Source organism: Streptomyces sp. NPDC021115, assembly GCF_044333065.1.
Lineage (GTDB): Bacteria > Actinomycetota > Actinomycetes > Streptomycetales > Streptomycetaceae > Streptomyces.
Genome location: NZ_JBIRQF010000002.1, coordinates 39,442 through 60,089, shown reverse-complemented (window position 1 = coordinate 60,089; position 20,648 = coordinate 39,442). Strand labels below are relative to the sequence as shown.

18 protein-coding genes are annotated in these 20,648 nt (G+C 72.6%); 3 read left to right on the top strand and 15 right to left on the bottom strand.

What is annotated here, in order from left to right; all coding sequences use genetic code 11:
* Positions 1-117: 117 nt before the first annotated feature.
* Together ACH4TL_RS05945 and ggt are read right to left on the bottom strand one after the other, a co-directional pair.
* A complete protein-coding gene (locus ACH4TL_RS05945; protein WP_398311303.1) occupies positions 118-2,007 on the bottom strand; it encodes a hypothetical protein in 1,890 nt (629 codons plus the stop codon).
* 112 nt (positions 2,008-2,119) lie between these two features.
* Positions 2,120-3,985, bottom strand: a complete 1,866-nt coding sequence (gene ggt, locus ACH4TL_RS05940; protein WP_398311306.1) for a gamma-glutamyltransferase — start codon at positions 3,983-3,985, stop codon at positions 2,120-2,122.
* Positions 3,986-4,111: 126 nt separating this feature from the next.
* On the opposite strand from ggt, the gene ACH4TL_RS05935 reads away from it, so the two are divergent.
* Positions 4,112-4,864 carry a hypothetical protein gene (locus tag ACH4TL_RS05935; protein ID WP_398311309.1) on the top strand — a complete coding sequence of 251 codons (753 nt, stop codon included), beginning with the start codon at positions 4,112-4,114 and terminating at the stop codon, positions 4,862-4,864.
* A gap of 192 nt (positions 4,865-5,056) precedes the next feature.
* Complete coding sequence (locus ACH4TL_RS05930) at positions 5,057-6,646, top strand: alpha/beta fold hydrolase (RefSeq protein WP_398311312.1); 1,590 nt, start codon at positions 5,057-5,059, stop codon at positions 6,644-6,646.
* Here the strand turns inward: ACH4TL_RS05930 and ACH4TL_RS05925 are convergent.
* The 5 genes from ACH4TL_RS05925 to ACH4TL_RS05905 all read right to left on the bottom strand — a co-directional run bounded on the left by ACH4TL_RS05925 (position 6,643) and on the right by ACH4TL_RS05905 (position 10,381).
* A complete protein-coding gene (locus tag ACH4TL_RS05925) occupies positions 6,643-7,509 on the bottom strand; it encodes an amino acid ABC transporter permease (protein WP_398311315.1) in 867 nt (288 codons plus the stop codon). The two genes, ACH4TL_RS05930 and ACH4TL_RS05925, sit on opposite strands and share 4 nt — an antisense overlap.
* On the bottom strand, positions 7,506-8,150 hold the full coding sequence (locus ACH4TL_RS05920) for an amino acid ABC transporter permease (protein ID WP_398311318.1): 645 nt from the start codon (positions 8,148-8,150) through the stop codon (positions 7,506-7,508). Before ACH4TL_RS05920 ends, ACH4TL_RS05925 begins: the two co-directional genes overlap by 4 nt.
* 12 nt (positions 8,151-8,162) lie before the next feature.
* Positions 8,163-9,074 (bottom strand): glutamate ABC transporter substrate-binding protein, encoded by a 912-nt coding sequence (locus tag ACH4TL_RS05915; RefSeq protein ID WP_398311321.1) that lies wholly within the window; start codon positions 9,072-9,074, stop codon positions 8,163-8,165.
* Positions 9,075-9,090: 16 nt separating this feature from the next.
* On the bottom strand, positions 9,091-9,837 hold the full coding sequence (locus ACH4TL_RS05910) for an amino acid ABC transporter ATP-binding protein (protein WP_398311324.1): 747 nt from the start codon (positions 9,835-9,837) through the stop codon (positions 9,091-9,093).
* A 103-nt stretch (positions 9,838-9,940) separates the two neighbouring features.
* Positions 9,941-10,381 (bottom strand): DUF6278 family protein, encoded by a 441-nt coding sequence (locus tag ACH4TL_RS05905; protein ID WP_398311327.1) that lies wholly within the window; start codon positions 10,379-10,381, stop codon positions 9,941-9,943.
* A 154-nt stretch (positions 10,382-10,535) separates the two neighbouring features.
* Here ACH4TL_RS05905 and ACH4TL_RS05900 point away from each other — a divergent pair, with 154 nt between their 5' ends.
* Positions 10,536-12,362, top strand: a complete 1,827-nt coding sequence (locus ACH4TL_RS05900) for an SGNH/GDSL hydrolase family protein (protein ID WP_398311330.1) — start codon at positions 10,536-10,538, stop codon at positions 12,360-12,362.
* A 469-nt stretch (positions 12,363-12,831) separates the two neighbouring features.
* Here ACH4TL_RS05900 and ACH4TL_RS05895 read toward each other — a convergent pair whose 3' ends face one another.
* The 8 genes from ACH4TL_RS05895 to ACH4TL_RS05860 all read right to left on the bottom strand — a co-directional run bounded on the left by ACH4TL_RS05895 (position 12,832) and on the right by ACH4TL_RS05860 (position 20,540).
* Positions 12,832-13,611 carry an exodeoxyribonuclease III gene (locus ACH4TL_RS05895; protein WP_398311333.1) on the bottom strand — a complete coding sequence of 260 codons (780 nt, stop codon included), beginning with the start codon at positions 13,609-13,611 and terminating at the stop codon, positions 12,832-12,834.
* A gap of 31 nt (positions 13,612-13,642) precedes the next feature.
* A complete protein-coding gene (locus ACH4TL_RS05890; RefSeq protein ID WP_398311336.1) occupies positions 13,643-14,287 on the bottom strand; it encodes an MBL fold metallo-hydrolase in 645 nt (214 codons plus the stop codon).
* Positions 14,288-14,317: 30 nt separating this feature from the next.
* Positions 14,318-15,661: a 4-carboxymuconolactone decarboxylase gene (gene pcaC / locus ACH4TL_RS05885; RefSeq protein ID WP_398311339.1), complete on the bottom strand. Its 1,344-nt coding sequence runs from the start codon at positions 15,659-15,661 to the stop codon at positions 14,318-14,320.
* A 33-nt stretch (positions 15,662-15,694) separates the two neighbouring features.
* Positions 15,695-16,297, bottom strand: coding sequence for a hypothetical protein (locus tag ACH4TL_RS05880; RefSeq protein WP_398311342.1), 603 nt, complete (start codon positions 16,295-16,297; stop codon positions 15,695-15,697).
* Positions 16,298-16,329: 32 nt separating this feature from the next.
* On the bottom strand, positions 16,330-17,484 hold the full coding sequence (locus tag ACH4TL_RS05875; protein WP_398311345.1) for an ROK family glucokinase: 1,155 nt from the start codon (positions 17,482-17,484) through the stop codon (positions 16,330-16,332).
* 220 nt (positions 17,485-17,704) lie between these two features.
* Positions 17,705-18,487, bottom strand: a complete 783-nt coding sequence (locus ACH4TL_RS05870; RefSeq protein ID WP_398311348.1) for an ATP-binding cassette domain-containing protein — start codon at positions 18,485-18,487, stop codon at positions 17,705-17,707.
* Positions 18,484-19,572, bottom strand: coding sequence for an ABC transporter permease (locus ACH4TL_RS05865; protein WP_398311351.1), 1,089 nt, complete (start codon positions 19,570-19,572; stop codon positions 18,484-18,486). Before ACH4TL_RS05865 ends, ACH4TL_RS05870 begins: the two co-directional genes overlap by 4 nt.
* On the bottom strand, positions 19,569-20,540 hold the full coding sequence (locus tag ACH4TL_RS05860) for a sugar ABC transporter substrate-binding protein (protein WP_398425173.1): 972 nt from the start codon (positions 20,538-20,540) through the stop codon (positions 19,569-19,571). Before ACH4TL_RS05860 ends, ACH4TL_RS05865 begins: the two co-directional genes overlap by 4 nt.
* Between the last annotated feature and the right edge of the window lie 108 nt (positions 20,541-20,648).

The following is a 20,648-nucleotide window of genomic DNA, read 5'->3' as shown; positions in this document are numbered from 1 at the left end:
GAGTCTCGCTGTGGTGAAGAACGTAGAAGCGCACTCACCACTCTGGCAATACCGCCGCCGTTACTCAACGAAGACGATCACTTTTCACGATATGTCGGGCTGGTGGGCTGGTGAGTGTCAGCCCGCGCCGGGTATGCCCGCCACCCGGAGGGCATGCGCGAGGTCGTGCTGGCTGCCCGGGGACACCGCGCTCGCCGCCTCCAGCAGCGGGGGCACCAGCGCGCCCGGCTCCTCGGCCGCCGCCTCGGCCACCTCGGCGGGCGTACGGGCCCGTATGAACGCCGCCAGCAGCAGCGCCACCTCGCTGTGCGCCGCGTTCCCGAGGAGCGCGAGCGCGGTCTGCGCCACCTCGGGGGCGGGCCGCGCGACGCTCTGCCGCAGCAGCCGCTCCCCGTCGGCCTCGCGGCCCGCCGCGACCAGCGCCTCAGCGGCGGCGGCGAGCCGCTCGGGCGGCAGCGAGGACATCTCCCACAGCAGCGTGGCCACGTCGGCGCCGAGCCCCGCGCGCTCCAGCTCCGCCGCCAGCACCGGCAGCCGCACGGCGGACCAGACGGCCGTCTCGCACAGCACGGCGTGCGCCTCCCCGCTACGGCCCTCCGCACGCAGCCGCCCCAGCCGCGCGACGGCCTCACCGGCCGCCCGCCGGGCCTCGGCCAGTTCCTGCTGCTCACTGGCCCGGGCCCGCTCCTCGGCCTCCCGTTCCCGCTTGCGCGCCCCGCCCCGCCCGCCGAAGCGGCCTCCGCGCGGCGCGGCCCCGGCCCCCGCGAACCGCGCCCCGCGCGGCCGGGCGGGCGGCTCCGCGGCCGCCCCGGGGCCCGGCTCCGGGCCCCCGTCGTACGCCGCGGCGAACCGCGCCCCCCGAGGCCGAGGCGGCGCCCCCTCCGGCGGCGGCGCGTCCTCGGCGTCCCCCTCCTGCCGCCGCGCCCCCAGCCCGGCAGCCGAAGGATCCTGCAACCCGCCCAGCGCCCACGACGACCGCGCCGCGCCGGGCGGCGGCGAGCCCTCGCCCCGCGGCCCCGGCCCGGCTTCCCCGCCGGACGGCCGCTGCCCGGCGCCGGGCGCCCCCGGGGCCGACGGGCCGCCGAAGACCGCGGACAACGGCCCCTCACCCAGCGGCACGGACCCCGCACCACCCGGCGGGGGGCTCCCGTCCGGGCCTGCCGCCGACGGGCGGCCCTGCGACCCGCCCACGGTCCACGCCCCCACCGCGTCGGACACCTCCCCAGCCTGCGGCCCCGGCGAGGCACCGGGCGCCCCCGGGGCCGACGGGCCGCCGAAAATCGCGGACAGCGGGCCCTCGCCCAGCGGCGCCGACCTCGCGCCACCCGGCCGGGGCTGCCCGGCCGGACCTGCCGCCGACGGGCCTCGCGGGCCGCCCGTGCCCCACGACACCGGACCGGCGCCGGGCAGCCCCGGTCCGGGCGCGCCGCCGAACGGCTGACCCGCGGCCGGGGGGCCGCCAGGGGCCGCGCCCGGTGGGGGCGGGAGGGCGGCCAGGCGGGCGGTGAGTTCTTCGCAGCGGGCCGTCGCGCGGTGGTGGTCGTCCTGGGCCCAGGCCAGGGCGGCGTCGACGGGGTCGCCGTCGGGGGTGGTCTCGGCACCGGCGCGCTGGGCGGCTTCCAGGTCGTGTTCGCGGTCGGCGGCGGCGAGGCGTTCGCGCCGCATCGCGGCCAGGCGGGCGCTCAGCGCCTCGCGGGTGCCGGGGGCCGCGTCGTGGGCGGTGATCGAGGCGCGGTACAGGGTGGCGGCGCGGGCGGCGGCCACGTTGGCGGTCTGGGCGCCGCGCTGGGCGGAGAGGTCCTGGAGGAGGGCCTGCACGACGTCCCAGGGCGGGATCTCCTCACCGGCGAGGCAGGCGCGCAACCCCTCGGGGTCGCGCTGCGCGAACACCGCGTACCAGCCCTGCTCGGGGTCGATACGCCGGGTCAGCGCCCGCAGATAGCTCGCGAACTCCTCGATCGCCGCCGGGAGTTGTCTGCCCGCCATCGCCACCCCCGCATTCGACATCCCGCATGTTACGGACCCGGCCAGCGGCGCGCTACGGCCACATTTCCGGATTCGCACATATTACGGTGGCGGCCGGGCCGGGGCCCGGCCGCCACCGTGGACCATCCGACGATCAGCCCGCGGGCCGGACCACCATCGCCGAGCCGCCACCCCGCCGCTCCGTCTCGGCGGCGGCCAGCCACCGGCCGTCACGGAGCAGCTGGACGCCGGTCGCGGCCCCGATCTCGGGGTTCTGCTTGAAGGCGTGGCCGAGCTTTTCCAGCCGGGCCCGCTCCGGGCCGTTCCACAGCCCGGGCTCCAGCTCCGTCTGGGCGGCGTTGCGCTGGCTGGCGCGCGGCGCGGCGATCGCGTCGACCAGCGGCATGCCCCGGTCGAGGTGGTTCAGCAGGGTCTGGAGCACGGTGGTGATGATCGTGGCGCCGCCGGGCGAGCCGAGCGCCAGCACCGGCTTGCGGCCGTCGAGCACGATCGTCGGCGACATGGACGAGCGCGGCCGCTTCCCCGGGCCCGGCAGGTTCGGGTCGTGGACGGCGGGGTCGGCGGGCGTGAAGGAGAAGTCGGTCAGCTCGTTGTTGAGCAGGAAGCCCCGGCCGGGGACGGTGATGCCGCTGCCGCCTGTCTGCTCGATGGTGAGGGTGTACGCGACGACGTTGCCCCACTTGTCGGCGACCGTCAGATGCGTGGTGTTCTCGCCCTCGTACGTGGTGGGGGCGGCGTGGCCACGGGTGTCGCAGGAGCCGGGGGCACCCGGGTTCGCCGGGTCACCGGGGGCGAGCGGGCTCTTCAGCACCGCGTCGGGCTTGATGAGGCAGGCCCGGGAGTCGGCGAACCGCTGCGAGGTGAGCGCCTTGGTCGGGACGTCCTCGGCGGCCGGGTCGCCGACCCAGCGGCCGCGGTCGGCGAAGGCTATCCGGGAGGCCTCGATGTAGCGGTGCAGATAGTCGCGCTCGCTGAGCTTGGAGAGGTCGGTGCGCTCCAGGATGTTCAGCGCCTCGGCGACGCTGGTGCCGCCGGAGGACGAGGGCGCCATGCCGTACACGTCCAGGCCGCGGTAGGAGGTACGGGTCGGGGCCTGCCGCTTCGTTCCGTACGCCCGCAGGTCCTCGGCGCGCAGATCGCCGGACCGCACCACACGCTGCGCCTTCGGATCGACGGGGGGCTTGCGCACCGTCGAGACGATGTCGCGGCCCACCTCGCCCTTGTAGATCGCGCCGACGCCCTTCTTGGCCAGCAGGGCGTAGGTGCGGGCGAGGTCCGGGTTGCGCAGGGTCGAGCCGACGGCCGGGAGCTTGCCGCCGGGCAGGAACAGCTCGGCGGTGGCCGGGAAGTCCTTGAAGCGGTCCTCGTTGTCGGCGGTCTGCTCGCGGAACGTCTTGTCGACGGTGAAGCCGTCGCTGGCCAGCCGCTCGGCGGGCTTCAGCACCTGGCCGAGCGACCGGGTGCCCCAGTCGTCGAGCGCGTCGCTCCAGGTGGCCGCGGTGCCGGGGGTTCCGACGCTGAGCCCGCTGGTGACGGCGTCGTCGAACGGCAGCGGCTTGCCGTGCTTGTCCAGGAAGAGGCCCTTGTCCGCGCTGAGCGGGGCCCTCTCGCGGCCGTCGAGCGTGGAGACGGTGTGCCGCTTGGCGTTGTAGTAGACGAAGTATCCGCCGCCGCCGATGCCCGCCGAGTACGGCTCGGTGACCCCGAGCGCGGCCGCCGTCGCCACCGCCGCGTCCACCGCGTTGCCGCCGCGCCGCAGCACGTCGATCCCGGCCGCCGAGGCGTCCGGGTCGACGCTGGAGACCGCGCCGCCGTAGCCGGTGGCCACGGGCGTCTTGGCGGGTGTGCCTCCGCTCCGCGGTCCGGCGGCCTGCGCACCGGCCGGGGCGATGCCGAGCGCGGCGACCATTCCGGCCGCGGCGGCGAGCGCGGGCAGCGCGCGCCGGGCGGCGCGCGCCGTGGACCTGGTTGCTGCGGCTGGTCGTGCGGCGTGCCCCATCCGGACCTCCAAGCAGGCGACAGAGAGAGCGGAGCCTACCCGTGACGCTCATGTTCACGACAGAGGGCGAGTGCCCCTGGAACATCCGCTCGAACACCACTCGGATGGCAGCTACGATGCGCGGCCATGACTGACACCGTGCAGGACCTGATCGCTTCCGGAGCGGCCCTGATCGTGGGGCTGGCGCTCGGCTGGGCCGTGCACTCGGCCGCGAGGCGCCGGGGGCGCGCCCGCGAGCAGCGCTTCTTCGGCCTGCCCGACGGCTCGGAATGCGTGCTGGTCACCCACCGGGACAGCACCTCGGCGCACTGGTCCATCCCCCGCCACGACGCCCTCGCGCTGCTCGGGCTCGCCTCCGTCGTGGAGAACTGCGGCGCGCACGCCGAGGTCGCCCCGCACGACACCGGGCTCCAGGGCTTCGGCGCGCGCACCGAGTTCTGCGTCGGCGATCCGACCGCGCACCGCCGCCTGTCCGCGCACATGGCGAACCTGCTGCCGGGCGTGACCGTGCACCAGGGCGACGAGTCCGGCACGGACCGCGGCACCTACACCATCGGCGGCACCGAGTACCGGCCCGAGCCCGGCGCGGTCGAGCACGTCCTGGTGGCGCGGCTGACGGCGGGCGACGGCGGCCGTCCGGTGTTCCTGGCCGCCGGGCAGCGCCCGGTCACCCACCGCGCCGCCGTACGCCATCTGGTGCGCAACCGCGCCAAGCTGGCCCGCAAGTACGGGGCGCAGGGCTCGTTCTGTCTGCTGCTTAAGGTGGTCAACTCCCAGGCGTACGGCCCGGATGTGGTCGAGCTGGTCGCGGACGTCACCAAGCCCGCCACCACGGGAAGCGGCAAGGCGTCGGCCAAGACGCTGCTCAAGGAGGGGTGAGCCGGGGGCTTATCGCATCGCGGACGGCCCGGGGGACCGCCCCGCCCGCATCGTTACCCAGGCGTAACTTACCGCGCTATTACCACCGGTAAGTCCGCGAGGTTACCGTCAGGTCACTTAGGCCCTCCCGGGCCTGCACCGGTGCTCCTCCCCCCCCCTCTTGCCCCCACGGCATCCACGTCTGGAGCGACAGTGACCCCTGCCCGCCGCGGCTTGCGTACCACCACCGCCGCCTCCCTTTCGGCGACCGTCCTGGCCGGTGCGACCTTCGTCCTCGCCCCCGCCGCCCAGGCCGTACCCGCCGCACCCACGTCGGCAACCGCCGCCGACACCTCCGTACGGTTCGTCGACATCCCCGGCGACGGGGGCACCACCCTGGCCGCCAACGTCGTCGCCCCCGCGGACACCTCGGGCCGCCTCCCCCTCGTCGTGCTGCCCACCAGCTGGTCCATGCCGCAGATCGAGTACCTCGCGCAGGCCAAGAAGCTCGCCGAATCCGGCTATGTGGTGGTCAGTTACAACACCCGCGGCTTCTGGCAGTCCGGCGGCCGGATCGAGACGGCCGGGCCGCCCGACGTCGCCGACGCGTCCAAAGTCATCGACTGGGCCCTGGCCAACACCGCCGCCGACCCCGACCACATCGGCATGGCGGGCGTCTCGTACGGCGCCGGGATCAGCCTGCTCGCCGCCGGTTTCGACCAGCGCATCAAGGCCGTCGTCTCGATGAGCGGCTGGTCGGACCTGATCGGCTCCATCTACAGCGGCCGCACCCAGCACTCCCAGGCCGCCGGACTGCTCGGCGGCGCGGGCGCCCTCACCGGCCGCCCCAGCGACGAACTCAACCAGATCCTGAAGGACTTCCTCGGCTCCAACCTCGCCAAGGAACAGGACATGATCGAGTGGGGCCGCAAGCGTTCGGCGGCCACCTACCTCGACAAGATCAACGCCAATGGCGCGGCCATCATGCTGGGCAACGCCTGGGGCGACTCCATCTTCCCGCCCAACAGCTACGCCGACTTCTACGAGAAGCTGACCGGCCCCAAGCGGCTGGAGTTCCGGCCCGGCGACCACGCGACCGCCGAGTTCGGCGGGCTCTTCGGGCTGCCGAACGACACCTGGGAGCACAGCAAGCGCTGGCTCGACCGCTACCTCAAGGGCGACCGCAACGGCATCGACCGCGAGCAGCCGGTACAGCTCATGTCCCGCACCGGCGGCGGCTACGAGGGCTACGCCAGCTGGTCAGCCGTGCCCTCCGAGCGGCGCCGGGTGGCGCTCGACCGGTCCGAGACGGTCACCGCGAACCACGACTCGGGCGCCAACGCCGGGACCGTCCTGCTGACCGGCGCCCTCGACCAGTTCCTCAAGCTCCCGCCGCTCGCCTCGATCCCCCTGCTGCCGCGCTCGTACGCGGCCGTCTGGCAGACCGGGGCGTACGCCACCGAGCAGCGCATCCGCGGCACGGTGTCCCTGCACACCACCCTCACCAGCGACAAGTCCGACGGCACCGCGGTCGCCTACCTCTACGACGTGGGCCCGCTCGGCGTCGGCAAGCTCATCAGCAACGCACCGGTCACCTTCCACGACCGCACCCCGGGCAAGCCGTTCCCCGTCGACCTGGACCTGTTCTCCACCGCGTACGACGTCCCGGCCGGACACAAGCTCGCGCTGGTGGTCGACACCGTCGACCCGCTCTACATCGAGCACAACCCGGACGGCGCTCACCTCACCTTCTCCTCCCCCGCCGCCGACCCCTCGTACCTGTCGGTCCCGGTGCGCGACTAGGGAGCGGCGGTGTCGCCCGGCAGCGGGGCTCCCGGGCCGGGCGGCGCCACCTTTACCTTTTCCGTCTTCACGCTGCGCCGCTGGCGCTTGGCCACCCAGTTCGCGCACCACGACAGCAGCATGCACATCCCGATGTAGACCGGTGAGATGACCATCACGACGGGGATGAACGGCAGGTCGTAGTCGAGGTTGGACGCGATGAGCTTGCCCGCGTGCAGGAACTCCTCGTAGGTGATGAGGAAGCCGAGCGAGGTGTCCTTCAGGGCCACCACCAGCTGGCTGATGATCGCGGGCAGCATCGCCCGTACCCCCTGGGGGACCAGGACGTACGTCATGACCTGCGTCTTGCGCATGCCGAGGGAGTACGCCGCCTCCCGCTGCCCGCGGTCCACCGCCGTCACACCCGTGCGGAACACCTCGGCGAGCACCGAGCCGTTGTACAGGGTCAGCCCGGTGACCAGGGCGGGCAGGGGCTGTACCTTCAGCGCCACGAAGACGAAGAAGATCATCACCAGGACGGGCATCGCGCGGAAGAACTCCACGACGAGGGTGGCCAGCCAGCGCACCGGGGAGTGGTCGGAGAGGCGCCCGGCGGCCAGCACCCCGCCCAGTGCCAGCGAGAGGACGGCGGCGAGGCCGAACGCCTTGAGGGTGTTGGCGAGGCCGCGCAGCAGGAGTTCCTGGATGCCCGCGTACTCGAAGGGCATCCACTTGCGGTACGCGAACTGGCCCGTGTCGACAAGGAGATAGATCACCCAGGCGAGCAGGGCCAGCAGCACCAGCGCGGCGAGCGCCCCGTAGAGGCGGTGACGGCGGACGGTGCGGGGGCCCGGGACGTCGTAGAGGACGGTGGTGGCGGTCAACGGGGCACTCCCCAGCGCTTCTCCAGCGCGGTGAAGATCGCGCTGATGGTCAGGGTCACGAGCAGATAGCCGACGGCGATCCAGACGAAGGACCAGACGACGCTGTAGCCCATCTCGTTGAGCGGCTTGTACGTGCCGAGCAGTTCGGTGACGCTGAACGACCCGGCGATGGCCGAGTTCTTGGCGAGCGCGATCAGCGTCGAGCCGATCGGCGGGATGACCGCGCGGAACGCCTGCGGCAGCACCACCGCGCCCAGCGTCTGCTCGAAGGTCATGCCCAGGCTGCGGGCCGCCTCACCCTGCCCGACCGGCACCGTGTTGATGCCCGAGCGCACCGCCTCGCAGATGAATGCCGAGGTGTAGCAGCCGAGGGCGAGCACCGCGAAGACCGTGAACGGCAGGATCAGCCCGAAGCGCGGGAGGCCCAGCATCACCGCGAAGAACAGCAGCGTCAGCGGGGTGTTGCGGAGCACCGTCACCCAGGCGGTGCCGAAGGCGCGCAGACTGGCGACCGGCGCGACCCGGAAGGCGGCCATCAGGACGCCGAGCGCGAGGGCGAGCAGCGAGGCGTAGACGGTCAGCTCGATGGTGCCGAGCAGGCCGCGGCCGTAGAGCGCGAAGTTCTGGGTGAGCACGTCCATGGATGCGGGGCCTCAGTGGTAGCGGTCGACGGCGGGCGGTTTCGGGGCGGGCACACCGGACAGGCCGAGGGTCGCGTTGTACGCCCGTCTCCAGTCGCCGTTGCGCTCATGGGCCTCGATGGCGTCGTCCAGCGCGAAGCGCAGCGCGGTGTCGTGCTTGGGCACGCCGACGCCGTAGGGCTCCTTGGAGAAGGGCTTGCCGACGAGCTTCAGCTCGTCGGGGGCCTTGGCCGCGTAGCCGAGCAGGATGACGTTGTCCGTGGTGACCGCGTCGACCTGGAAGCTGAGCAGGTTGTCCACGCACACCGAGTAGTTGTCGTACGCGACCGCGTGGGCCTTGGGGTAGTCGTGCTGGATGCGCTGGAGCGGAGTGGAACCGGCCGCCGAGCAGACCGTCTTGCCCGCCAGGTCGCCGGGGCCGTGGATGTCGTTCGTGTCCTTGCGCACCAGCAGCGACTGCCCGGCCATGTAGTACGGACCGGCGAAGCCGACCAGCTTCTTGCGCAGCGGATTGATGGTGTAGGTGCCGACGTAGTAGTCGATCTGGCCGTTCTGGAGCGCGGTTTCCCGGTTGGCGGAGGCGATGCTCCGGAACCGGATGGTCCGGGGCGGGAAGCCGAGGGACGCCGCCATCATCTTGGCGATCTCGATGTCGAAGCCGGAGTAGCGGCCGGTGGCCGGGTCCTTCTCGCCCAGATAGGGCTGGTCCTCCTTGACCCCGACGGTCAGATAGCCGCGCCGCTTCGCCTTCCGCCAGGTGGGCGAGGCGGGCAGCCGGAAGGTGGTGGCCACCCGGTAGCGGGGCAGCTGCTCGGGCTTGGGGCCCTTGGCGGGCGGGCTGCCCGCCTTGCCGCAGCCGGTGAGGACTCCGCAGCAGCTGAGGGCGAGCAGCAGCGCGAGGACGGCGGTCAGGGTGCGCCTCATGTCGTCATCACCCCGCTCAGTGCTTGAGGATCTTGGAGAGGAAGTCCCTGGCCCGGGCGGACTCCGGCGCCTTGAAGAACTCCTCCGGACTGCGGTCCTCCACGATGCGGCCGTCGGCCATGAAGACCACGCGGTTCGCGGCGTACCGGGCGAAGCCCATCTCATGGGTGACGACGGCCATCGTCATGCCGTCCCGGGCGAGCTGGCGCATGACCTCCAGCACCTCGTTGATCATCTCCGGGTCGAGCGCCGAGGTCGGCTCGTCGAAGAGCATCACCTTCGGGTCCATCGCCAGCGCGCGGGCGATGGCCACGCGCTGCTGCTGACCACCGGAGAGCTGGGCGGGGTACTTCTCCGCCTGGTCCGCGAGGCCCACCCGGTCCAGCAGTTCCCTGGCCCGCCGCCCGGCCTCCGGCTTGCCGCGCCTGCGGACCTTCATCTGCGCGAGCATCAGGTTGTCCAGCACGGTCCGATGGGCGAACAGATTGAACGACTGGAAGACCATCCCCACTTCGGCCCGCAGCCGCGCCAGCTCCCGGCCCTCCTCCGGCAGCGGCCGCCCGTCCACCACGATCGAGCCGGACTGGATGGTCTCCAGCCGGTTGATCGTCCGGCACAGCGTGGACTTCCCGGACCCGGACGGCCCGATGATCACCACGACTTCGCCGCGGCCGACGGTGAGGTCGATGTCCTGGAGGACGTGCAGCGCGCCGAAGTACTTGTTGACGCTGCGCAGCTCGATCAGTGGTTCACCAACGGCCATACCGCGCAAGCTATCCACACAAAAGCGGCACTTCGGTCAGGACACGCACCGAGGGTGCCGATACCGCCCCATAGGGGTGGATACCGCCCGGTCGCGGGCCCCCTCAGACCTCCGAGACCTCCGCGTACAGCTGGGACAGCTCGGGGGCGCCGTCCGCGGCCCACTGCTGGCCCGCCTCGACCACGTCGACCTCCCGGCCGGAGCCGAGCCGCACCACGGGGCGGCCGTTGGGCCACACCTGCCAGACGGCACCCGGAACGGTACGGACGATGACCGTGCCCAGATACAGCCCGGCGTCGTTACCGAGCCAGGGCAGTTCCTCCGGGTCGTCGCGCCAGCGCGGGACCAGTTGGTCCAGCGCCTCCAGGGACCCGGCCGAGTCGTCGAGTCCGATGCCCGCCTGCGCGGCCCGCGCGCGCAGCAGTTCGCACTCGGAGAGGAGTTGTGCGACGCCTTGGGGGTCCGCCTCCTGGGCGCTCATCAGAGCCGTACCGGAGGCCGCGCCGTGCCGCTTGCGCCAGTTGTCCAGGAAGGGGATGTTCATACATCTCAGCGTCGCACCAAGCGCACGGGCGCACCACAGGGCGCGCTGTGGGCTCCGTGACCCGTTGCTTGTCTTGACGACACCCGGCCGTCTTTCTACGTTCGCCATGCACCTGTCGAATCGCCGGTCGGGTCGGTTACGAGAGGGGACACACATGCGCGTCGAAAGACCATGGAACGTGGCCGGGATCGTCGCGGGAGGTGCCACCCTCGTACTCCTCGCACCGGCCGCGCCCTCGGTGGCCGCCCAGGCCCCCAGCACCACGAAGCCGCTCCCCTTGGAGCGGCTTTTCGACAACCGGGCGGTCGGTGACGACGCCTCGCCGGGTACGGCGGACTTCGACGGGGCGGGCAACTCCCTCTCCGCGCAGGACCTGCGGGCCGCGGGCTGGACGCCCGGACGCGTCATCGCCCTCGACTCGGCGGGCCTGGCCTGGCCGCGGAGCGCGGGGTCGTCTCGGGCAGACAATGTGATCGCCGACGGGCAGTCGGTGCGGCTTGGGGGGCGCGGCGACGCGCTCACCTTCCTGGTCGCGAGCAGTTCCCCGGGCGGCCCCGGCGCCGGGGCCGGCGGCACCGGCCGCGTCCGCTACCGGGACGGCTCGTCCGGTACGTACACCCTGAGCGCCCCCGACTGGCGTGCGGGCCCCGCCGCCACCAAGGCGGTCGGCCTCCCGCACCTCAACACCGCCGACGGGCAGCGGGCGGAGGCGGCCCGGCTGTACGCGGTGACGGTGCCGCTCCGGGGTGGCCGCGAGGTCGCCTCCGTGACCCTGCCGAAGGATCCCGGTCCGGGCGCCGACCTCCACGTCTTCGCCGCCTCGCTGCGGCAGCCCGCGCGGGGCTGGACGGGCAGCTGGGCCGCCAGCACCGCCGGATACACCAAGGTCGGGCCGTGGACCGACCAGACGCTACGGCTCGTCGTGCACACCAGCGCGGGCGGGCCCGGCGCCCGGGTACGGCTGGAGAACACCTTCGCCGCCGCCCCCGTCGCCATCGGCCACGCGACCGTCGCCCTCCAGGCGGACGGCGCTGCCGCGAGCGGCTCCCCTGTACCGCTGACCTTCCGTGGCCGGGCCGGTACGTCGATCCCGGCGGGCGCGCAGGTCTTCAGCGATCCCGTGAAGTTCCCCGTCCCGGCCGACGCGAACCTTTTGGTCAGCATTCACCTTCCCGGGCCGGTCGCGGCCGTGCCCGTGCACACGCAGGCCACGCAGCGTTCCTTTCTGAGCGCGCCGGGCAGCGGTGACCGCACGGGTGAGACGGGCGCCGACGCCTATACCGGCACCCTGACCACGTGGCCGTTCCTCACCGGGGTCGACGTCCGGGGCGGCCCCGGGTCTGTGGTCGCCCTCGGCGACTCCATCACCGACGGCACCAAGTCCACGATGGACGCCAACCGGCGCTGGCCCGACGTCCTCGCCCGGCGGCTGCGCGCCCAGTCCGGTGCGTCCGGTGTGCCCGCGTACGGCGTCGTCAACAGCGGCATCTCCGCCAACCGCGTGGTCACCGACGTCTACCCCGGCGACGGGGTCTCCACCGTCACCAGTGGGGTGAGCGCGGGCAGCCGCCTGGAGCGGGACGTCCTCGCGCAGACCTCCGCCCGTACGGTCGTGATCTTCCAGGGCATCAACGACCTGCGCTGGGGCACCTCGGCCGAAGACGTCATCGCCGGGCTGAAGGGCCTCGCCGCGCGGGCGCACGCGCGGGGGCTGCGGGTGGTGGGCGGGACGATCACGCCGTGCGAGGGCGAGTCGCTGTGCACCGCCGACGCGGATGCCCGGCGTTCCGTGGTGAACGCCTTCATCCGCGACAACGGTGGGGTGTTCGACGCGGTCCTGGACTTCGACGCGGTCGTACGGGATCCCGCGCGCCCGGCGCGGATCCTTCCCGCGTACGACAGCGGCGATCACCTGCACCCGGGGGACGCGGGACTGCAGGCGATGGCGGAGTCGATCCCCCTGCGCTCGCTGGTCGGCTGATTCCCCCACCCCGCCCCTTCCCGAAACCAGGGGCAAGCCCCCGGCCCCCCACGGGGCTCCGCCCCGGCCCCCACTGGGGCTGCGCCCCAGCCCCCTCCATGGGTTCCGCCCCGGACAGATGGGGGGGCTCCCCACAGGGGGGCTCCGCCCCCAACCCCGCCGGGCTACGCCCCTGGACCCCGGCCTGGGGCTGCGCCCGGACCCTGAACTGGGCCCCGCCCCGGGCCCCCTCGGGGGCTCCGCCCCCATACCCCGGCCGGGGCTCCGAACCCCGTTGTGGGCAATCGTTCCGCGGAGGGGGCACCTCCCAGCGGTAGCTGGGGGAGGAACGGGTGGGCACAACCCACCCACCGGGCCGCACCCACGCACGAAAGCCCAGGGGGTACCCCGGGCAGGCGCAGCGGCCGCCGGGCCGCGCCCGCGCGTGAACGGGCAGGGGGGCACCCCGGCGGGCGCGGGGGCCCGGGGGTTAGCCGCGGATGTCCACGACCACCGGGGCGTGGTCCGACGCGCCCTTGCCCTTGCGTTCCTCGCGGTCCACGTACGCATCGCCCACCGCATCCGCGAAGGCCGCGTTGCCGTAGACCAGGTCGATCCGCATGCCGCGGTTCTTCGGGAAGCACAGCTCCCGGTAGTCCCAGTATGTGAAGGGGTGGTCGTACTTCAGGGGGCGGGGGACGACGTCCGACAGGCCCGTGTCGCGCAGGGCGGTCAGGGCCTCGCGCTCCTTGTCCGTGACGTGGGTGAGGCCGTCGAAGCGGGTGCGGTCCCAGACGTCGTCGTCCGTCGGGGCGACGTTGAAGTCGCCGAGGACGGCGAAGGGCCGGGGGCCCTTCGCGTCGTCGGTCACGGTCTCCCGCAGCACGTCCAGCCAGCGCAGCTTGTAGTCGTAGTGCGGGTGACCGATCTCGCGGCCGTTCGGCACGTAGACCGACCAGACGCGGACCGGGCCGCAGGTGGCGGCTATGGCGCGGGGCTCCTGGTCGCCGTCGTAGTCGGGGCCGCCGGGGAGGCCGGAGACGACGTCGGCGAGGCCGACCCGGGAGAGGACCGCCACCCCGTTCCACCGGCCGGTGGCGTTGACCGCGGCCTCGTAGCCCAGCTCGCGCAGGGGCTCGAAGGGGAACGCGGCCTCGGCGCACTTGGTCTCCTGGACGCACAGCACGTCCGTGCCGCTGCTCTCCAGCCAGGCGAGCAGCCGCGGCAGCCGGGCGGTGATCGAATTGACGTTCCAGGTGGCGATGCGCATGGGGGACAACCTACATCCCGGGTACGACAGCCTAGAGCGGGAGCGTTTCGCCCGGCAGCAGCCGGATGTGTTCCGCGGCGCCCGTGCCCGGGCCGTCAGGGCCCAGCATCCGGCCGTACACCTGCGGCGCCAGGCCGGACAGCAGCGCGTCGTGGATGTCGACCGCGCGCCGCGGGGCGACCTCACGCACGTAGTCGAGGATCTCGGAGAACTTGTTCCACGGCGCGTGCAGCGGCAGCAGCAGGGTTTCCACAGGACGGTCCGGCACGGTGAGCGCGTCGCCGGGGTGGAAGACCGCGCCGTCGACGACGTAGCCGACGTTGGTGATCCGGGGGATGTCGGGGTGGATGACGGCGTGCAGCTGGCCGTGCACCTCGATGTCGAATCCGGCCGCGCTGAACGTGTCGCCCTCGCCGACCGTGTGGACCCGGCCCGGGTAGGCCGCCGAGATCCGGTCGGCGACGCTGGCGAGGGTCCAGATCTGCGCGCCGGGGCTGGCGTCGAGCGCCGCCCGCAGCTGCTCCTCGCTGAAGTGGTCGGGGTGCTCGTGGGTGACGAGGATCGCGTCCGCGCCGACCGCCGCGTCCTGTTCGGTGAAGGCTCCGGGGTCGATGACGAGCCGCTGCCCGTCCTTCTCCAGCCGGACGCAGGCGTGGCCCTTCTTGGTGAGCTTCATGGGGATCATTGTCCTCCCCCGTCGCTCGCGTCACTCGTCGGGACTGGTCTCCTCGGCGATGACCCGCTGGGCGACCGCGAAGGCGGAATTCGCTGCGGGCACCCCGCAGTAGATGCCGGTGTGCAGCAGCACTTCCTTGATCTCGGTCGGCGTCAGCCCGTTGCGCAGGGCGGCCCGGGTGTGGAAGGCGAGCTCGTCCAGGTGGCCGCGGGCGGCCATGGCGGTGAGGGTGATCACGCTGCGGGTGCGGCGGTCGATGCCGGGCCGGGTCCACACCTCGCCCCACACATAGCGGGTGATGAAGTCCTGGAAGTCGCCGGTGAAGTCGTCGACCTTGGCCTCCGCGCGGTCCACATGGGCGTCGCCCAGCACCTCGCGCCGGACCTTCATGCCCTGGTCGTAGGTGTCGGCGCGGCCGTCGGGCGCGGGCTCGGGCGGCCGGGTGTAGCCGATCTCGACGGGCGGGGCCGTCGGCGGCGCGGCGGCGGGCGGGGCGGTGCGCGGCGGGGCCGGAGCGGTGACCGGCGGCGGCACCGGCGTCAGCACGGGCTTGACGGAAGGCGCGGAGACCGCCGTCATCCCGGTGGGGTGGTCCGAGGACTGCCACGAGCTGGAGAAGTGGCGTACGAGCAGATCGGTGACGGCGGCGGGCTGTTCGACGGGCGCCAGATGCGAGGTGCCGGGGACCAGCGCGAGCCGGGCGTCGGGTATGCCCGCGACCAGGACGCGGGCGTCGGCGGCCGGGGTGACCTGGTCCTCGGCCCCGGCCAGGACGAGCGTGGGGGCGCCGATGCGGCCCAGCTCGGGGCGGATGTCGAACGCGGCCAGCGCCTCGCACGCGGCGATGTAGCAGCCGGGGTCGGTGGTGCGGACCATCTGGACGGCCCAGTCGACGATGGCGGGCTGGGCGGCGGCGAAGGTGGGGGTGAACCAGCGGTCGGGGGTGGCGCGGGCGATCGGGTCGAGGCCGTTGGTGCGGACCACGACGCCGCGCTGCCGGAAGGAGTCGGCGGTGCCGAAGCGCGGGGAGGCGGAGACGAGGGCGAGTGAGCCCACTCTCAGGGGATGTCGTAGCGCCAGTTCGGCGCCGATGGCCCCGCCGATCGAGCAACCCGCGTAGCCGAAGCGGTCGATGCCCAGCATGTCGAGGGTGGCCAGCAGCCGGGTGGCCAGTTCCGCCACGGAGGGGGCGGGGTGGGCGGGGGCGCCGCCGTGGCCCGGCAGGTCGAAGCGGAGGACGCGCCAGTGTCGGGACAGCTCGGGTATCTGGCGGTCCCACATGTGCCATGTGGTGCCCAGCGAGGGCCCGAGGACGAGTACGGGCCCGTCCTCGGGGCCGTCGGTCCGGTACTGAAGTGTCTTGGTCTCGCTCACCCGGAAACGGTATCCCGAACGTCGTAGCGGTCCCTACGGCGTGATGGTGGAGACTACATAGACCTTCGGATGAGCCGGATTGTCGTTCCTGACCGTGATCCTCAGCTTGGGCTGCGGATCCTTCTGCTTGATGACCATTCCGGACCAGTCGTGACCGGCGGCTCCGACGTGCCAACCGACCTTCTTCGCCTGCTCTCCGGTGATGGTCACCGCCCCCTTCTCCAGGGCGGAGCTGCTGGTGCCGAGCTTGGCCAGAAAGCGGTCCAGTCCGTCGCGGGACGTGACGAACTGCACGTACAGCGAGCTGACCTTCCAGGAGTTCGTCTCGAAGGAGGCGACCTTCCGGGAGTGCTGCGGAACCGGAATGTCGTAGATGCGCCGCTGCACCCGGGACGGATAGCCCGCGGACAGCCCCTTGGACTTGGCCGCCTGCACCTTCTCCGACCCGCCGTCGCGGCTCTGCATGGCGGAGATCGCCAGATACCCGGCCGGGATCGCGATCAGCAGGAAGACGATCACGGCCCTGAGCCAGCGGCGCCGCGGACGGCGGCCGCCGTCGCCGGAGCCGACCGGCGGGGCGGGCGGACCGGGGGTACCGGGCCGCTCGGACACGGGGCTGCCGTTGGCACCGGACACGGGGGCTCCTCCGGGGCGCTGCTCTGCGGTGTTCATTCGCGGCCCGCCTGACCGCGCGGCGCCAGCCGCAGCGGGGAGGTGGACCCGGCGCGCTCGTACCGCTCGACCCGGCGGCGGGTGGCGCGGCGGAAGCGGCGGGCGACGAGCCGGGCGAGGTCGGCGGCGCCGACCATCCCCGCCTCGGGCCCCAGCTGGGCCTTGACGATACGGGCCTCCGGCCGGTAGCCGCGCCCGGTGAGGGTGCGCCGGAAGGCGTCCCTGGCCGGGACGATCAGCAGGTCGTCGGCGGCGCTGACGCCACCGCCGATCACGAAGCAGGAGGGGTCGAGGGCGGCGGCGAGGTTGGCGATGCCGACGCCGAGCCACTGGCCGATGTCCTGGAGGAGTTCGATGCACATGGCATCGCCCTCCCGGGCCAGCTCGGTGATGAGCGGCCCGGTGATCTCCTGGATGTTGCCGCCGACCCGGTCGTTGATCCCGTACGCCACGGGCGACTCGGCGGCGGCCAGCTCGCGGGCCTCCCTGACCAGCGCGTTGCCGGAGCTGTACTGCTCCCAGCAGCCGCGGTTGCCGCACGGGCAGCGGTGTCCGGCGGGCACGACCTGCATATGGCCGAACTCCCCGGCGACCCCGTACTTGCCGCGCTTGACCTGGCCGTCCTCCAGGATCGCGCCGCCGATGCCGGTGCCGAGCGTGATCATGACGAGATGGTCCTCGCCGCGTCCGGCGCCGAAGCGCCACTCGGCCCACGCGGCCGCGTTCGCGTCGTTGTCGACCATGACGGGCACGGCGAGGCGCTCGGCGAGCCGGTCGCGCAGCGGCTCGTTGCGCCAGGACAGATGCGGTGCGAACAGGACCCGGTTGCGGTCCGCGTCCACCCAGCCCGCCGCCCCGATGCCGACCGCGTGCACATCGTGCCGGTCGGACAGGTCCAGGACGAGCTCGGTGATGGTGTCCTCGACGACCTTGGGGCTCTTGGACTTGTCGGGCGTCTCGGTGCGCACCTTCTCCAGGATGTTGCCGTCGGCGTCGACGACCCCGGCCATCACCTTGGTGCCGCCGATGTCGATGCCGACCGTGGGGACCCGCGGCGCGCTCAGGTGCGAGCGGCGCTCACGCGTGCCGACGGTCCGCAGCACGGTGGCCCGGGCCGAGCCCCGGTGCACTCTTTCGCGGTAGATGCTCATCGGCCGGCCCCTTCACCGGTGCGGGGGATGCGGTCGCTGCGGGTGCGTGCTCGCAAGAGTTCGTCGTCCCTGCGGGTGTCTCGGGAGGCCGGGGCCTCGGCGTGCGGTGGTCAGACGCGGGTGGGGCCCGCCGTGCGGTGGTCGGCGCGGGTGGGGCCCGCCGTGCGATTGTGCCTCAACCACCCCGCACGGTGCATTGCACACCCGCCCCGGACGGCGCTCACCGGGCCAGCTCGTGACTGAGCTGTTCCAGTTCGCTGCCGCCCGCCATCTGGCGGGTCAGGTCGTCCAGGGCGATCTCCTCCTTGGCGTGGCTGCCCGCCATCGCGCCTCGCTTGAGAAGGACGAAACGATCGCCGACCAGGTAGGCGTGGTGGGGGTTATGTGTGATCAGTACCACTCCGAGCCCGGCGTCGCGCGCGGCGGCGACGTACTTCAGCACCACCCCGGACTGCTTGACGCCCAGCGCCGCCGTCGGCTCGTCCAGGACGAGGACCTTCGCGCCGAAGTGGACGGCGCGGGCGATCGCCACGCACTGGCGCTGACCGCCGGAGAGGGTGCCGACGGGCTGGTCGACGTCGCGCAGGTCGATGCCCATGCGCAGCAGCTCGCGGTGCGTGGTCTCGCGCATGGCGGACACATCCAGGCGGGCGAACGGGCCCCGGCCCTTGCGGATCTCGGAGCCGAGGAAGAAGTTCCGCCACACCGGCATCAGCGGAACGACGGCGAGGTCCTGGTAGACCGTGGCGATACCGCGGTCCAGGGCCTCGCGCGGCGAGCCGAGCCGGATCTCCTCCCCCTCGACGGCGAGGGTGCCCTCGTCGTGCTGGTGCAGCCCGGCGACGATCTTGATGAGGGTGGACTTGCCCGCGCCGTTGTCGCCGAGGACGCAGGTGATCCGCCCGGCGTGGACGTCGAGCGAGACGCCCTCCAGGGCCGTGACGTTGCCGTAGCGCTTGCCGATCTCGCGCAGCGCGATCAGCGGAGTCCCGGATGTGGTCATGCGCTTGCCTCCGCCCGCTTGCGGACCCACCAGTTGAGCAGCGTGGCGAGCAGCAGCATCGCCCCGAGGAAGAACTTGAACCAGTCCGCGCCCCACTGCGCGTACACGATGCCCTTGTTGGTCATGCCGAAGATGAACGCGCCGACGGCGGCGCCGACCGCCGAGCCGTAGCCGCCGGTGAGCAGGCAGCCGCCGATGACGGCCGCGATGATGTACAGCAGCTCGTTGCCGACGCCCTCACCGGACTGGACGGTGTCGTACTTGAACAGCAGGTGCTGCCCGGAGATCCAGGCCGCCAGGGCGACGCCCATGTAGAGGCCGATCTTGGTGCGGTTCACCGGTACGCCGACCGCGCGGGCCGCCTCCTTGGCGCCGCCCACCGCGAAGATCCAGTTCCCGGCGCGGGTGCGCAGCAGGACCCAGGTGGCGAGCGCGATCAGGGCGAACCACCACACCACGGTGATCTGGAGCTCCACGTTCCCGATGGTCAGCTGGGAGGCGAAGACCTGGCGGGCGGAGGGGAAGCCCTCCATGTCGGCGATGGTCTTGGTGGAGACGGTCTCGCTGATCAGCTTGGTGAAGCCGAGGTTGCAGCCCTGGAGGATCAGGAAGGTGCCGAGCGTGATGATGAAGCTCGGCAGGTTGGTGCGCACCAGCAGATAGCCGTTGAAGAAGCCGATGGCGAGGGTGACCAGCAGCGACACCCCGACGCCGACCCAGACGTTCGCCGTCATCTGGTACGAGAACATCGACGAGACCAGCGCGGACGAGGTGACCAGCACCCCGGTCGACAGGTCGAACTCGCCGCCGATCATCAGCAGCGCGACCGGCACCGCCATGATCCCGATGGTCGAGGAGGCGTACAGCACGGTGCTGAGACTCGACCACTGGAGGAAGGAGTCGGCGGCGATCGAGAAGAAGACGAAGACGGCGGCGGCGCCGACGACCGCGCCCAGCTCCGGGCGGCCCGCGAGGCGGCGCAGCAGCGGGGTGCGCGCCACCGGGCGCGCGTCGGCGTCGGTCTTCCGCGGCCCGCTCTCCTGCGGCTCGTCCTTCTGCGGCAGGGAATCGGTGTCCGCGCTCATCGGGTGCCCCGCTTCGTGAACGCCGCCAGCTTCTTCGCGTCGTCCTTGGTGACGATCTGCGGGCCGGTGAGGACCGGCTGGCCGCCGCCGAGCACGTCCGCGTTGTAGCGCTGGAGCCAGAGCAGGTCGACCGCCTCGTAGCCCTGGAGGTACGGCTGCTGGTCGACGGCGAAGCCCAGGGTGCCGTCCTCCAGTCCGGCCGCGACCTTCGCGTTGAGGTCGAAGGTGTCGATCTCCGCCTTGCTGCCCGCCTGCTCGGCGGCCTGGGCGGCGGTGTCGGCGAACGGCGCGCCGAGGGTGAGGACGGTGTCGATGTCGTGGTCGGACTGGAGCTTGGCCTCGATGGAGGACTGCACGTCGGGCATGTTGGTGCCCTCGACGTAGATCTTCTCCAGCTTGCCGTCGAAGGTCTTCGCCGCGCCGTCACAGCGCTGCTCGTGGCCCACGTTGCCCTGTTCGTGCAGGACGCACAGGGCCTTCTTGCGGCCGCGCTTGTTCAGCTCGTCGCCGACGGCCTCGCCCGCGATGGTCTCGTCCTGGCCGACGTGGGTGAGCGCGCCGAACTCCTTGGACTCGGCGGAGCCGGAGTTGACGGTGATCACCGGTATTCCGGCCTTCTCGGCGCGCCGCACGACGGACTTCATGGCGTCGGGCTTGGCGAGGGTGACGATCAGGCCGTCGACCTTCTGGTCGATGAATGTCTGGACCAGCTGGGCCTGTTCCTTGCCCTCCTTGTTGTGGGCGTAGAGGAACTTGACGTTGTCCTTGACGGCGGCCTGTTCGGCGCCGTTCTGGACGATGTCCCAGAAGGTGTCGCCGTCGCCGGAGTGGGTGACCATGGCGAACGTCATCCGTGGGGTGTTGACCGCCGCGTGCCCGGAGGCCGCCTGCGCGGCCCGCTTCTCGGCACGCAGCCCGCCGGTGCTGCTGCATCCGGCCAGGGCCGCCCCCAGCAGTGTCGCCAGCACGGCGGCGGTCGTCGCGCGTGCCCTTGTCCCAACTCTGGCCACGAAGAAGCCTCGTCCCTCTTGTCCCGTTTCATGTCGGTGGCCGGGAGCGACATGATCGGCCCCGGC

Bases quoted from the DNA above. Each gene is read 5' to 3' on its own strand.
- ACH4TL_RS05945 (WP_398311303.1), bottom strand. From the start codon at position 2,007: ATGTCGAATGCGGGGGTGGCGATGGCGGGCAGACAACTCCCGGCGGCG.
- ggt (WP_398311306.1), bottom strand. From the start codon at position 3,985: ATGGGGCACGCCGCACGACCAGCCGCAGCAACCAGGTCCACGGCGCGC.
- ACH4TL_RS05935 (WP_398311309.1), top strand. From the start codon at position 4,112: ATGACTGACACCGTGCAGGACCTGATCGCTTCCGGAGCGGCCCTGATC.
- ACH4TL_RS05920 (WP_398311318.1), bottom strand. From the start codon at position 8,150: ATGGACGTGCTCACCCAGAACTTCGCGCTCTACGGCCGCGGCCTGCTC.
- ACH4TL_RS05915 (WP_398311321.1), bottom strand. From the start codon at position 9,074: ATGAGGCGCACCCTGACCGCCGTCCTCGCGCTGCTGCTCGCCCTCAGC.
- ACH4TL_RS05910 (WP_398311324.1), bottom strand. From the start codon at position 9,837: ATGGCCGTTGGTGAACCACTGATCGAGCTGCGCAGCGTCAACAAGTAC.
- ACH4TL_RS05905 (WP_398311327.1), bottom strand. From the start codon at position 10,381: ATGAACATCCCCTTCCTGGACAACTGGCGCAAGCGGCACGGCGCGGCC.
- ACH4TL_RS05900 (WP_398311330.1), top strand. From the start codon at position 10,536: ATGCGCGTCGAAAGACCATGGAACGTGGCCGGGATCGTCGCGGGAGGT.
- ACH4TL_RS05895 (WP_398311333.1), bottom strand. From the start codon at position 13,611: ATGCGCATCGCCACCTGGAACGTCAATTCGATCACCGCCCGGCTGCCG.
- ACH4TL_RS05890 (WP_398311336.1), bottom strand. From the start codon at position 14,287: ATGAAGCTCACCAAGAAGGGCCACGCCTGCGTCCGGCTGGAGAAGGAC.
- ACH4TL_RS05875 (WP_398311345.1), bottom strand. From the start codon at position 17,484: ATGAGCATCTACCGCGAAAGAGTGCACCGGGGCTCGGCCCGGGCCACC.
- ACH4TL_RS05870 (WP_398311348.1), bottom strand. From the start codon at position 18,487: ATGACCACATCCGGGACTCCGCTGATCGCGCTGCGCGAGATCGGCAAG.
- ACH4TL_RS05865 (WP_398311351.1), bottom strand. From the start codon at position 19,572: ATGAGCGCGGACACCGATTCCCTGCCGCAGAAGGACGAGCCGCAGGAG.